We start from the raw sequence: 11,893 nt of genomic DNA, 5'->3' as shown, positions 1-11,893 counted from the left end.
GAGATCCTCTCGCTCCGCCGCGTCTCGCTAATGCAGCTTCTTGCGGACCGCCTTGAGCGCCTCGCGCTGCATCTCGATGTAGTCGGCGATGGCCTTGCGCAGCTCCTGCGAGCGAAGCTTGTCGGCATCGCGCTGGACTTCGTCGAGCGCGGCTTCGGCGTTGGCGAGCGTGATCTTCATCTGCGAGCCTTATGAAGCGGCGCCGGAATGTCTCTCGGCTGCGGCTCGCATCATATAGAGGAACGGCTCGCGGAAATTGAGATGCCTCAAGGTCCGTAAGACACCGGGGCACTCCGTAGGATCCCGGATGCGCCGATCCTGCGTCAGAACGTCGGCGGCGTGCACGCCGAGATCACTTCGCACGGCTTGCCGCCGACGCAGCGGAAGCGATGCGGGCGGCGGCTCTCGAAATAATAGGCATCGCCTGGATTGAGAATGCGGCGCTCGTCCTCGACGGTGACTTCGAGCTTGCCTGATATCACGATGCCGCCTTCCTCGCCGTCATGGACGAGATGCACGCGTCCGGTGTCGCTGCCGGGCTCGTAGCGCTCCTTCAAGATCTGCAGGCTGCGGCCGAACAGATTGTCGCCGACCTGCCGATACGAGATCGGCTTCTTGCCGACCTCCGTCAGCTCCTCCGCGCGGTAGAAGATCTTGCGCCTGGACTCCGGCTCCAGGGCGAAGAACTCGGCGAGCCCCATCGGGATGCCGTCGAGGATGCGCTTGAGCGCGCCGACCGACGGGTTCATCTGGTTGGACTCGATCAGCGAGATCGTCGAGTTGGTGACGCCGGCGCGCTTGGCAAGCTCGCGCTGCGACAGCTTGTGGCGCGCCCGGATGAATCGCAGCCGTCCACCGATGTCGACGCTCATAGCCTAATCCCGTGTTGCAGGTGTTGCGGATCGAGCAAATATGGACCGGCTGCCCCAGCAAAATCAATGGCTTGCAGGTCACCAGAAAAGGACTTGTTGCGCTTTCCAAGCCGTGGCTCTGCTAGTGGGTCAGCAAAGGAGCGCGGCCGTGACCCTTCATCAGATTCCGAACACTATCAAGACCGACTCGTTCTGGATGCCGTTCACGGCCAACCGGCAGTTCAAGAAGGCGCCGCGCCTGTTCTCCTCGGCCGAGGGCATGCACTACACCACCGTCGACGGCCGCAAGGTGATCGACGGCTCCGCCGGCCTCTGGTGCGTCAATGCCGGCCACGGCCGCAAGCAGATCGCCGCCGCGGTCGAGCGGCAGCTGATGACGCTGGACTTCGCGCCCACGTTCCAGATGGGTCATCCGCTGGCATTCGACTTCGCCGAGCGCCTTGCCGAGATCGCGCCCAAGGGCCTCGATCGCATCTTCTTCACCAACTCCGGCTCCGAGTCGGTCGATACCGCGCTGAAGATCGCGCTCGCCTATCATCGCGCCAACGGCCAGTCGAGCCGCACCCGCCTGATCGGCCGCGAGCGCGGCTATCACGGCGTCGGCTTCGGCGGCACCTCGGTCGGCGGCATGGTCGCCAACCGCCGCGCCTTCGCGACCCTGCTGCCGGGCGTCGACCACATCCGCCACACCCACGATCTCACCCGTAACGCCTTCGCCAAGGACCAGCCCGAGCACGGCGTCGAGCTCGCCGACGATCTCGAGCGTCTGGTCGGCCTGCACGGCGCCGAGACCATCGCCGCCGTCATCGTCGAGCCGGTCCCCGGCTCGACCGCGGTGCTGCCGCCGCCGAAGGGCTATCTGCAGCGCCTGCGCGAGATCTGCGACAAGCACGGCATCCTCCTGATCTTCGACGAGGTCATCACCGGCTTCGGCCGCCTCGGCACGCCGTTCGCCGCCAACTTCTTCGGCGTCACGCCGGACCTGATGACGACGGCCAAGGGCATCACCAACGGCACCATTCCCTGCGGCGCCGTGTTCGCGAGCCGCAAGGTGCATGACGGCATGATGGTCGGCCCCGAGAACCAGATGGAGCTGTTCCACGGCTACACCTATTCGGCGCATCCGACCGCCTGCGCCGCGGGCATCGCGACGCTCGACATCTACAAGGACGAAGGCCTGCTCACGCGCGGTGCGTCGATCGCCGAATACTGGCGCGATGCGCTGCATTCGCTCAAGGGTCTGCCCAACGTCGTCGACATCCGCAATTGCGGCCTGATGGGCGCGGTCGAGCTGGCGCCGCGTGACGGCGTCGTCGGCGCGCGCGGCTATGACGTCATGGTCGACTGCTTCAACACCGGCCTCTATCTGCGCATGAGCGGCGACAGCTTCGCGATGTCGCCCCCGCTCATCGTCGAGAAGAGCCACATCGACCAGATGGTCTCGATCCTCGGCGACGCCATCAAGAAGGTGGCCTGATAATTGCTACCGCCGTTGCGAGTTGTTCCCTTGCAGCGGCGAGCGTGATGCCGCGGGAGTTTGACGAAGCGTGAAAGTTCTGATCCTCGGCAGCGGTGTCATCGGTGTCACCTCTGCCTACTACCTCGCACGTGCCGGCCACGACGTGACGGTCGTCGACCGTCAGCCCGAGCCGGCACTGGAGACCTCTTTCGCCAATGCCGGCGAGGTGTCGCCCGGCTATTCCTCGCCCTGGGCCGGCCCCGGCGTGCCGGTGAAGGCGGTCAAGTGGCTCTTGATGAAGCACGGCCCGCTGGTGATCCGGCCGAAGCTCGACCCCGTCATGTGGGTCTGGCTGCTCAAGATGCTGCGCAACTGCACCAGCGAACGCTATGCGATCAACAAGAGCCGGATGATTCCGATCGCGGAATACAGCCGCGATGCCTTGCGCGATCTGCGCCGCGACATCGGCATCCAGTATGACGAGCGCTCGCAGGGCACGCTGCAGCTGTTCCGTTACCAGTCCCAGCTCGACGGCACCGGCGAAGACATCGCCGTGCTCAAGCAATATGGCGTGCCCTTCGAAGTGCTGAGCCGCGAAGGCTGCATCGCGGTCGAGCCGGCGCTCGCCGGCGTGAAGGAGAAGTTCGCCGGCGGGCTCCGCCTGCCGCAGGACGAGACCGGCGACTGCCACATGTTCACGCAGGCGCTGGCCAAGCATGCCCAGGCGCTCGGCGTGCGTTTCATGTTCAACACCGGCATCGATCGCATCGTCACCGACGGCGCGCGTGTCAGCGGTGTCGCGACCAGTGCCGGCCTGTTGCAGGCAGATAGTTACGTGCTCGCGCTCGGCAGCTGGTCGCCGCGGCTCGTCGCGCCGCTCGGCATCTCGCTGCCGGTCTATCCGGTGAAGGGCTATTCGATCACGGTGCCGATCAAGGACGCTTCCGGCGCGCCGGAATCGACCGTGATGGACGAGAGCTACAAGGTCGCGATCACCCGCCTCGGCAATCGCATTCGCGTCGGCGGGACCGCCGAAATCTCGGGCTATTCGAGCAAGCTGTACGACGCGCGCCGCGCCACGCTCGATCATTCCCTGACCGACCTGTTCCCGCGCGGCGGCGACCTGTCCAAAGCGACCTTCTGGAGTGGCCTGCGTCCGATGACGCCGGACGGCCCGCCCGTGATCGGCCCGACCCACTTCGCCAACCTGCACCTCAACACCGGCCACGGCACGCTCGGCTGGACCATGTCCTGCGGCTCGGGGCGCGTGCTCGCCGACATGCTGTCGGGAAAGAGGCCGGACATCGATGTGAGTGCGCTGTCGGTGGAGCGGTACAAGTACCGGTTTGGGTGAGACTCTATCTCCTCGTCATTGCGAGGAGCCCTTGCGACGAAGCAATCCAGGCTGTCTCCGCGGCAAGACTCTGGATTGCTTCGCTGCGCTCGCAATGACGGTGCGCGGAGGCGTGGCGTACCTGCTCCATCACCGTCACCCTGAGGCGTGAGCTGCGCGGCGCAACGCGCCGTGCGGCGAGCCTCGAAGGGCGACGGCCCGGCTGTGGCCGTGCATCCTTCGAGGCTCGACTTGTGATGCGATCGCATCGCAAGTCTCGCACCTCCAGCGACAACGGCTTCGCCGTTGCGCGGGGATGACGGGGATGGAGTTGCGTTCGCGGTCCGACGAGTGAGCTACCCGGCCCCCGTCACGCAATTCACCCACAGCACCACGGCCTTCGCATCGTTCGCCGGGTTCGAAAACCGGTGCGGCCGCCGGCTCGCAAATCGAAAGCTGTCGCCGGTCTTCAGCGACCACGTCTCGCTGTCCACGGTCAGCATCATCCCGCCCTCGAGCACGAGGCCGGCTTCTTCGCCGTCATGGGTGTAGAGCTCGTCGCCGGTCGAGCCGCCGGGCTCCAGATGCACCAGGAACAGGTTGAGCCGGTTGTCGGCGCTCGCCGGGCTCAGCAGCTGCTTCGACACACCAGTGCGCCAGAGCTTCAGCTCGGGGCGCTGCAGGCCGCGCGTCACCACCTGGTCGGATGCGCCGTCAGCACTTGGGCTCGCGCCGAACAGCGCGGCGATGCCGACGCCGAGCACGTCGGCGAGCGTCGCCAGCACGCGCAGCGACGGCGACGACAGGCCGCGCTCGATCTGGCTGAGGAAGCCGATCGAGAGCTCCGTCCGGGCCGCGACTGTCTCCAGCGAGAACTGCCTGACGCGTCTGAGATCCCGGATACGGCGGCCGACCGCGATGTCCATCGCGGGTTCGGCCGGCTTGGTGACAGGCTTGGCGACGGCCTTGGCTTTCACCTTCCTGGCCGGCTTCGCGGCGGCCGGTTTGCGCATTCTTTTGCCACCGCTCACGTCAAACCGCTTCCTTCATGTGCATGAAAACCGCTTGCATCATCAGCGAAAGTGTGACCAGATTTTCATATTGGTGAAAATAGGCCGAAACGGCTTGGCCCGCAACGTCTGCGATCGAGACATCTGCGAGCGCCGGCACCGGTCGGACCCAAAGGGGGATGCGATGAAGCGTTTTGTTCAGGCCGCAGTTGCGGCGCTCGCGCTGTTTGCCGCCGCGCCAGGGTCGGCGCAGCAGGTGCTGAAGGTCGGCTCGACGCCGACGGGCATCCCCTTCACCTTCCTCGACACCAAGACCAACACCATCCAGGGCATCATGGTCGATATCATCACCGAGGTCGGAAAGGACGCCGGCCTCAACGTGCAGATCGAGCCGATGGCGTTCTCGGCGCTGATCCCGTCGCTGACCTCGAGCAAGATCGACATCATTGCCGCCGCGATGTTCATCACCGCGCCGCGCAAGGAGGTCGTCGACTTCTCCGACCCGATCTACAGCTACGGCGAAGGCCTCGTGGTGCCGAAGACCGACACCAAGGCTTACACCACGCAGGAAGACCTGAAGGGCGAGACCGTCGGCGCGCAAGTCGGCACCGCCTTCGTCGACGCGCTGAAGAAGACCGGCCTGTTTGCCGACGTGAAAGCTTACGACACCATTCCCGACATCCTGCGCGACGTGAACACCGGCCGCCTCAAGGCCGGCTATGCGGACTATCCGATCCTTGCCTACAATCTGAAGCAGGGTGGCTTCCCCGAGGTGCGTCTCGTCGACGGTTACAAGCCCGTCACCGTCGGCTCGGTCGGCATCGGCGTCCGCAAGGGCGAGACCGCGCTGCTCGGCAAGATCAATGCCTCGCTGGCAAAGCTGAAGGCCAACGGCACCATCGACAAGATCCTCGAGAAGTGGGGCCAGAAGGCGCAAGGTTGATTGGCAAGACCTGATCGATCGAAGGCTGCCCGATGAAAGGCTTCTTGCACGACGCCGCCGAGTTCTTCCCGATCCTGATGAACGGCGTCGCGCTGACGATCGTCGTCACCATCGGCTCGCTGCTGCTCTCGACGGTACTTGGTCTGATCTGGGCGATGATGCGGGTCTCCGGCATCAAGGCGCTGTCGATGCTCAGCGCCAGCCTGATCAACGTGATCCGCGGCATCCCGATCATCGTGCTGTTGTTCTACCTCTACTTCGTGATGCCGGATCTCGGCGTCACGCTGTCGGCCCTGCAGGCCGCCATCCTCGGTCTCGGCATCGCCTATTCGGCCTATCAGGCGGAGAACTTCCGCGCTGGCATCGAGGCGATCGACAAGGGGCAGATCGAGGCAGCGCAGTCGATCGGCATGGGGTGGTGGCTCACCATGCGCCGCGTGGTGCTGCCGCAGGCGGTGCGTATCGTGCTGCCGCCCTACGGCAACGTCATGATCATGATGCTGAAGGACTCCTCGCAAGCCTCGACCATCACAGTCGCCGAGCTTGCGCTGCAGGGTAAGCTGATCGCGTCCTCGACCTTCAAGAACACCAACGTGTTCACGCTGGTTGCGCTGATGTATCTCACCATGAGCATCCCGCTGATCCTGCTGGTCCGTCACTTCGAGAAGCGGGCCGGCAAGCGATGATCGAGCTGAGCGACGTCCACAAGAGTTTTGGCAAGGTCGAGGTGCTCAAGGGCATCACGGCTTCCGTCGAGAAGGGCGAGGTGGTCTGCATCATCGGCCCCTCGGGCTCGGGCAAGTCCACCATCCTGCGCTGCATCAATGGCCTCGAAAGCTACGACCGCGGCGAGATCAGCGTCGAAGGATTGAAGGTCGATCGCGACGCGCCGTCGATCGTGAACATCCGCACCCAGGTCTCGATGGTGTTTCAGCGCTTCAACCTGTTCCCGCATCGCACCGCGCTGGAGAATGTGGTCGAAGGTCCGCTCTTCGTGAAGAAGGAGCCGCGTGCCCAGGTGCTCGAGCGCGGCCGCGCGCTGCTCGCCCAGGTCGGGCTCGCCGAGAAGGCCGATGCCCATCCGCCGCAGCTCTCCGGCGGCCAGCAGCAGCGCGTCGCGATCGCGCGGGCGCTGGCGATGCAGCCCAAGGCCATCCTGTTCGACGAGCCGACCTCGGCGCTCGATCCCGAGCTGGTCGGCGACGTCCTCGGCGTGATGCGCAAGCTCGCCGACGACGGCATGACCATGGTGGTCGTCACCCACGAGATGGGCTTTGCCCGCGACGTTGCCGACCGCGTGCTGTTCATCGACGGCGGTGTCATTGTCGAGCAAGGTCCGGCGAAATCGGTGCTCAATCAACCGCAGCACGCGCGCACGCAGGACTTCTTGCGACGCGTGCTGCATCCGCTCTGATCGGTTCTCGCCATGAATGCGCGCCTGCCTCTGCCGCCCTCGCTCTATGCCGACACCGCCGTCGCGCCGGTTGCGACGCCGCCGCTCGATACAGACACAAGCGTTTCCGTCGCAATCGTCGGCGGCGGCTATACCGGCCTGTCCACTGCGCTGCATCTGGCCGAGCAGGGCGTCGAGGCGCTGGTGCTGGAAGCGCAGGAGCCGGGCTGGGGCGCATCCGGCAACAATGGCGGCCACACCAATCCCGGATTGAAGCACGACCCCGATCAGATCGAGGCGGATTTCGGCGCGGAGCTTGGCCGCCGCATGATCGAGTTCTCCTACGGCACCACGAACTTCACGCACGATTTGATCCGCCGCTACCAGATCCCCTGCGAAGCGCGGCAGAACGGCACGCTGCGCGCGGCCTATCATTTGGCCAGCGCTGCTGCGATCGAAAACACCGCGCAGCAATGCATCCGCCGCGGCATGCCCGTGACGTATCTGAACCGCGAGCAACTGCGCGAGATGACCGGCACCGACCGCTACGTCGGCGCGATGCTGGACACACGCGGCGGCGATCTGCATCCCCTCAGCTACGCCCGCGGTCTCGCGCGCGCCGCGATATCGGCGGGCGCTAAAGTCCATGGCGAAACGCCGGCGCTATCGCTTCGCCGCGACGGCAGTCGCTGGCGTATCGAGACGCCGCGCGCGGTCGTGCATGCGGACAAGGTTCTGCTTGCGACCAACGGCTTCACCGACGATCTCTGGCCGGCGCTCCGCCGCACCATCGTGCCGGTGTTTTCCTCGATCGCCGCCACCGCGCCGCTGTCGGACGAGGTCGCCCGCTCGATCATGCCGACGCGGCCCGTGCTCTACGAGAGCGGACACATCACCGTTTACTATCGCATCGACCAGCAGAACCGCCTGCTGATGGGGGGCCGCGGCCCGATGCGCTGGATCAACTCACCGCACGACGTCGCCTATCTCATGCGTTATGCGGAGAGGCTGTGGCCCCAAATCAAGGGCGTCGCCTGGACCCATGGCTGGAATAGCCGGCTCGCCATTACCGGGGATCATTATCCGCACGTGCATGAGCCGGCGGAAGGCATCCTGATCTCGCTCGGCTGCAACGGCCGCGGCGTCGCGCTCTCGACCGCAATGGGCGCGCAGCTTACTCGCCGGCTGATCGGCGGCGCCAAGGCCGAGCTCGACATGCCTGTCACGGGCATCAAGCCGATCCCGATGCACGCGTTCTGGCCGGTCGGCGTCGCGACCGCCGTGATCGCGGGCCGCGTGCGGGACCGGCTGGGCATTTAAAAAGGCGCCGCCTTGTTACGGGCAGCGCCTTGCAGGAATGGCAGATCGCGTCAGCAGCGGCCCTGCTTCCACAGTCCGGGCGGGCACCCGTGACCGCGCCAGCCGACCTTGCGCCCATGGTACCATCCGTACGGCGCGCCATGGTGATGATGGCCCATCGCATGGCCATGACCATGACCGTGCCCGCCGCCATGGCCGCCTTTGGCCATCACGGGACTGGTGAGTGTGAGGCCAGCTGCAACGATCAGCGACGCGGCGAGCGCAAGTTTCTTCATCGTGTCCTCCAGTGGGGCGAGCGCACTTGTCCGTTCGATGAACGAACGACGCGCAGCTAAGTTCCCCGTAAATGTGGAGGAGTCGTGACGCTCGCAGAGATGCGCAATCGCGCATCGGCTCAACGCGCGCTGGCACATTCGCGCTTGCGACGTGCCCGCGGTTCACCGCTGGCACGCTCTCTCGTCAGCCGGCTCAGACCTCCGCCACCGCATCGGCCCAGGGCTGGAAGATCTCGACCGCGCCGGAATTGATCTCGCCCTCGCGCATCACCACGCTCGGGCAGGCGAATTTCTGCGGCAAAGCCTGCACGCGGCTCTCTTCATAGTCGAAGCGCGCGGCGAGAGCTTGACGCACCTCGGCCGACAGGCGGGAATCGCCGATCACCACCGCGCCTTCGCTGGCATCGATGCGCGGCTGGTGGATGGCGGCATCGAGGTCCATGCCGAAATCCATCGCAAAGGACACGAGCTGCATCACCGAGGGCAGGATGCGGCGGCCGCCGGAGGCGCCGACTGCGAGACGCTTGCCGTCCGCGGTTTCGGCGATGACGGGCGTGTAATTACAGAGACAGCGCTTGCCTGATACGAGCGAGTTGGTGGTGCCGGGCGTCGGGTCGAACCACATGATGCCGTTGTTCATGGCGATGCCGCTGTGCGGCGTCACGTATTTCGAGCCGAACGACGAGAGCAGCGTCTGCGTCACCGCCGCGATATTGCCGTGGCGGTCGACCACGGAGAAATGAGTGGTGCAGGCGGGTGCAAGATATTCGGCGCCGAGCGAGCGCTTGCCGTCGGCATCACCCATGTCCTTGAGCCGCTCGCGGAAGGCCGCCTGCAGGGCCAGCGCATATTCGATATAGGCGGCCGCGTCCGGCGCGCTGGCGGGCTTCAGGCTTTGCTGCAGCAGGCGCAGCGCATGCGCCATGGTCGGCCCGGCCGTGAGCTCCGGGGTCGCAAACACCTTGCCGCCGCGATAGGGGATCGCCAGCGGTTCGCGAAGATGGCTGCGGAACGCGGCGAGGTCCTCCACCGACAGCGAGCCGCCGTCGGCCTTGATGTCGGAGGCGATGCTCCTGGCGAGATCGCCCTGGTAGAAATCGCGCGGGCCGGCGTCGGCGAGATGCGACAGCGTCGCCTTCAGATTGTTCAGCGGCAGCCGCGTCTCGGACTTGATGCCCCACGGCGCGCTCGGCGGCAGGCCGTCCTTCAGGAATGTCGCTGCGCTTGCGGGATAGCGCCGGAGGTCGGCCGCCGAGTTCGCGATCGTCAGCGTGGTCCACCAATCGACCAGCAGGCCTTCGCCGGCGAGTGCGACAGCCGGTGCGACCAGATCCTTCCACGGCAGCTTCGCGTAGCGGCGATACGCCTCCTCCATGCCGGCGACGACGCCAGGCACTGCGACCGCGCCGGGGCCGTGGATGTTGCGGTCGTCCTTCACCCGCGGCCATGGAAACAGATCGGAGGCCGCGCCCTGGCCGCTGAGCGGATAGTCGGCGACGCGCAGGCTTTGCGGCGCACACATGCCGTAGTCGATCACCTCATAGCGATTTTCCTTGGCGCGGTAGAGCACCATCGCGCCGCCGCCGCCGATGCCGCTGTTCCATGGCTCCAGCACGTTGAGCGCCATGGTGGTTGCCACGATCGCATCCACGCAGTCGCCGCCCGCCGCCAGTACCTCGGCGCCCACTTCGGCCGCCCGCCGCGACTGCGCGGCGACGATGCCGCCCTTGGATGTGACGGCGGGTTTGCGGACGGTCTGGGCGAGGCTGAACTGATGAGGCATGGTGTCGTTTTGTTCTGTGTCTTGTTGTCTTGGCTTCGTTGCGGTGACGTCGAGCTCCGGATTGGCGGAGCGCGCGGACAATGGCACATTGCCGCCAACGAGAACATCCAAAGGGAGACGCGACATGGCAGGTGTGAAACAGGCGCGGGATGGTGCGGTCGGGATTCTGACCCTCGACGAGCCCGCGAGCCTGAACGCGATGACGCCGGACCTGCTCGGCGCACTCGCCACCGCCATCGCCGAGATGACGCAGGACGAGGGTGTGCGTGCCCTGGTCCTCACCGGCGCCGGGCGCGGTTTTTGCTCAGGGCAGAATTTGAAGGCGTCCGAGTCGCTCGGCGAGGACATCGCCGCCGGCGTGATGCGGTTCTACTGGCCGGCCTTCCGGGCGCTGCGCGAATGTCGCGTGCCCGTCGTCGTCGCCGTCAACGGGGTGGCGGCCGGCGGCGGCTTCAGCCTTGCGATGGCTGGCGACATCATCGTCGCGGCGCGGTCGGCGAGTTTTATTCAAGTGTTCAGCCGCATTGCGCTGGTGCCCGATCTCGGCTCGACCTGGCTGCTGCCGCGCCTCGTCGGCCGGCAGCGCGCACTCGAGCTGATGCTGCTCAACGAGCCGCTGACTGCCGAACGCGCCCAGGAGATCGGCCTGGTGCGGCAGGTCGTCGACGATGCGAAGCTGATGGACGAGGCGCTGGTGCTGGCGCGCCGCCTGGCGGAGGGCCCGACGCGCGCTTTGGTCGCAACCCGCGCGCTGGTCGAGGAGAGCGAACACGCGACCTATGAAGCGCAGTTCCGCCGCGAGATCGAGCTTCAGGCCACGATCCGCAGGAGCGCGGATGCCATCGAAGGGCGCACCGCTTTTGTCGAGAAGCGCAAGGCGAGGTTTACAGGACGGTGAAGGGCCGTTCCCAAACGCGTCATGGCCGGGAAACCCGGCCATGATGATGAAGAGACGGAAATCAGCTGGAAAGCGAAGCCGGTGCGCTCAGAGCGAGCGGTCGAGCCGGCTGGCCTGATATTTGGCGCGCCATTTCGGGCCGGGCCCGCGCATATAGTGAAGCTCGGGGCGGTAGGGGTTGCCGGCGACCTTCACCAGCGTCTGCCATTTGCTGGCGACGAAAGTCAGGGGTTGGCGGAGCAGGCTGAGTGAAGCGAGCAGCATGGCATTGACCTCAGTGCGGCTTGCCAAGCATGGCGGTGAAGGGAAGATCGAAGATCTCCTCGCCATCGTCATCGCTGACATGGATCACCCAGTCGCGCCAGTCTTCGGCACCGGGCGTCTGGATCATCGAGTGCATGATCTGGGTGGCGCGGTCGCGCGCCTCGGTCAGACTGGCAACGGCGGCGCCGTAGCGGTCGATCAGCGTGCCCTCGGTGTTGGAGCAGTGAAAGTAGACCTGGACCATAAGCGCCTCCTGTAGAAAGCGATTGGGACGGCAAACCGATACCACCCCAAGCATTCGCGAAACATTCGGGTCGAGCCCGGTAAGGGAATTTACGGAGAT

14 protein-coding genes are annotated in these 11,893 nt (G+C 65.7%); 7 read left to right on the top strand and 7 right to left on the bottom strand.

The genetic code is table 11. The annotated features are described in order from the left end of the window. Window positions 1-27: 27 nt before the first annotated feature. Window positions 28-180 (bottom strand): hypothetical protein, encoded by a 153-nt coding sequence (locus IQ16_RS45905; protein ID WP_167526364.1) that lies wholly within the window; start codon window positions 178-180, stop codon window positions 28-30. A gap of 143 nt (window positions 181-323) precedes the next feature. Beyond that, complete coding sequence (locus tag IQ16_RS31135) at window positions 324-872, bottom strand: cupin domain-containing protein (protein ID WP_018646206.1); 549 nt, start codon at window positions 870-872, stop codon at window positions 324-326. Between the two features lie 148 nt (window positions 873-1,020). Between IQ16_RS31135 and aptA the strand changes: the two genes are divergently transcribed. Further along, window positions 1,021-2,349, top strand: a complete 1,329-nt coding sequence (gene aptA, locus IQ16_RS31130) for an omega-aminotransferase AptA (protein ID WP_035667457.1) — start codon at window positions 1,021-1,023, stop codon at window positions 2,347-2,349. Window positions 2,350-2,419: 70 nt separating this feature from the next. After that, entirely contained in the window at window positions 2,420-3,685 is a 1,266-nt protein-coding gene (locus IQ16_RS31125) for a D-amino acid dehydrogenase (RefSeq protein WP_018646204.1), read from the top strand. Between the two features lie 335 nt (window positions 3,686-4,020). Here the strand turns inward: IQ16_RS31125 and IQ16_RS31120 are convergent, their stop codons facing one another. After that, the gene (locus tag IQ16_RS31120) at window positions 4,021-4,677 is read right to left on the bottom strand and encodes a helix-turn-helix domain-containing protein (RefSeq protein ID WP_035667454.1); all 657 of its coding nucleotides are present in this window, start codon (window positions 4,675-4,677) and stop codon (window positions 4,021-4,023) included. Between the two features lie 181 nt (window positions 4,678-4,858). Between IQ16_RS31120 and IQ16_RS31115 the strand changes: the two genes are divergently transcribed. From IQ16_RS31115 to IQ16_RS31100, 4 genes are read left to right on the top strand one after another with little or no spacing between them, the layout of a single operon-like run. Further along, complete coding sequence (locus tag IQ16_RS31115) at window positions 4,859-5,617, top strand: ABC transporter substrate-binding protein (protein WP_018646201.1); 759 nt, start codon at window positions 4,859-4,861, stop codon at window positions 5,615-5,617. Window positions 5,618-5,649: 32 nt separating this feature from the next. Continuing rightward, window positions 5,650-6,303 carry an amino acid ABC transporter permease gene (locus IQ16_RS31110; protein WP_018646200.1) on the top strand — a complete coding sequence of 218 codons (654 nt, stop codon included), beginning with the start codon at window positions 5,650-5,652 and terminating at the stop codon, window positions 6,301-6,303. Continuing rightward, window positions 6,300-7,031: an amino acid ABC transporter ATP-binding protein gene (locus IQ16_RS31105; RefSeq protein WP_018646199.1), complete on the top strand. Its 732-nt coding sequence runs from the start codon at window positions 6,300-6,302 to the stop codon at window positions 7,029-7,031. Before IQ16_RS31110 ends, IQ16_RS31105 begins: the two co-directional genes overlap by 4 nt. A gap of 12 nt (window positions 7,032-7,043) precedes the next feature. Then, a complete protein-coding gene (locus IQ16_RS31100) occupies window positions 7,044-8,330 on the top strand; it encodes an NAD(P)/FAD-dependent oxidoreductase (RefSeq protein WP_018646198.1) in 1,287 nt (428 codons plus the stop codon). Window positions 8,331-8,380: 50 nt separating this feature from the next. On the opposite strand, the gene IQ16_RS45900 is transcribed toward IQ16_RS31100, so the two are convergent. Continuing rightward, entirely contained in the window at window positions 8,381-8,605 is a 225-nt protein-coding gene (locus tag IQ16_RS45900) for a hypothetical protein (protein ID WP_167526363.1), read from the bottom strand. Between the two features lie 193 nt (window positions 8,606-8,798). Then, window positions 8,799-10,388 carry a gamma-glutamyltransferase family protein gene (locus tag IQ16_RS31090; protein ID WP_026312488.1) on the bottom strand — a complete coding sequence of 530 codons (1,590 nt, stop codon included), beginning with the start codon at window positions 10,386-10,388 and terminating at the stop codon, window positions 8,799-8,801. Window positions 10,389-10,512: 124 nt separating this feature from the next. Between IQ16_RS31090 and IQ16_RS31085 the strand changes: the two genes are divergently transcribed. Next, window positions 10,513-11,286 carry an enoyl-CoA hydratase-related protein gene (locus IQ16_RS31085; RefSeq protein WP_018646195.1) on the top strand — a complete coding sequence of 258 codons (774 nt, stop codon included), beginning with the start codon at window positions 10,513-10,515 and terminating at the stop codon, window positions 11,284-11,286. Window positions 11,287-11,373: 87 nt separating this feature from the next. Here the strand turns inward: IQ16_RS31085 and IQ16_RS45895 are convergent, their stop codons facing one another. Then, window positions 11,374-11,550 carry a hypothetical protein gene (locus IQ16_RS45895; RefSeq protein ID WP_020608040.1) on the bottom strand — a complete coding sequence of 59 codons (177 nt, stop codon included), beginning with the start codon at window positions 11,548-11,550 and terminating at the stop codon, window positions 11,374-11,376. Window positions 11,551-11,560: 10 nt separating this feature from the next. Beyond that, complete coding sequence (locus IQ16_RS31080) at window positions 11,561-11,794, bottom strand: DUF6894 family protein (RefSeq protein ID WP_018646193.1); 234 nt, start codon at window positions 11,792-11,794, stop codon at window positions 11,561-11,563. Window positions 11,795-11,893: the final 99 nt, after the last annotated feature.

Source organism: Bradyrhizobium huanghuaihaiense, from assembly GCF_007830635.1.
Taxonomy (GTDB): Bacteria; Pseudomonadota; Alphaproteobacteria; order Rhizobiales; family Xanthobacteraceae; genus Bradyrhizobium; species Bradyrhizobium huanghuaihaiense.
This window is presented reverse-complemented; position numbering and strand designations above follow the sequence as displayed.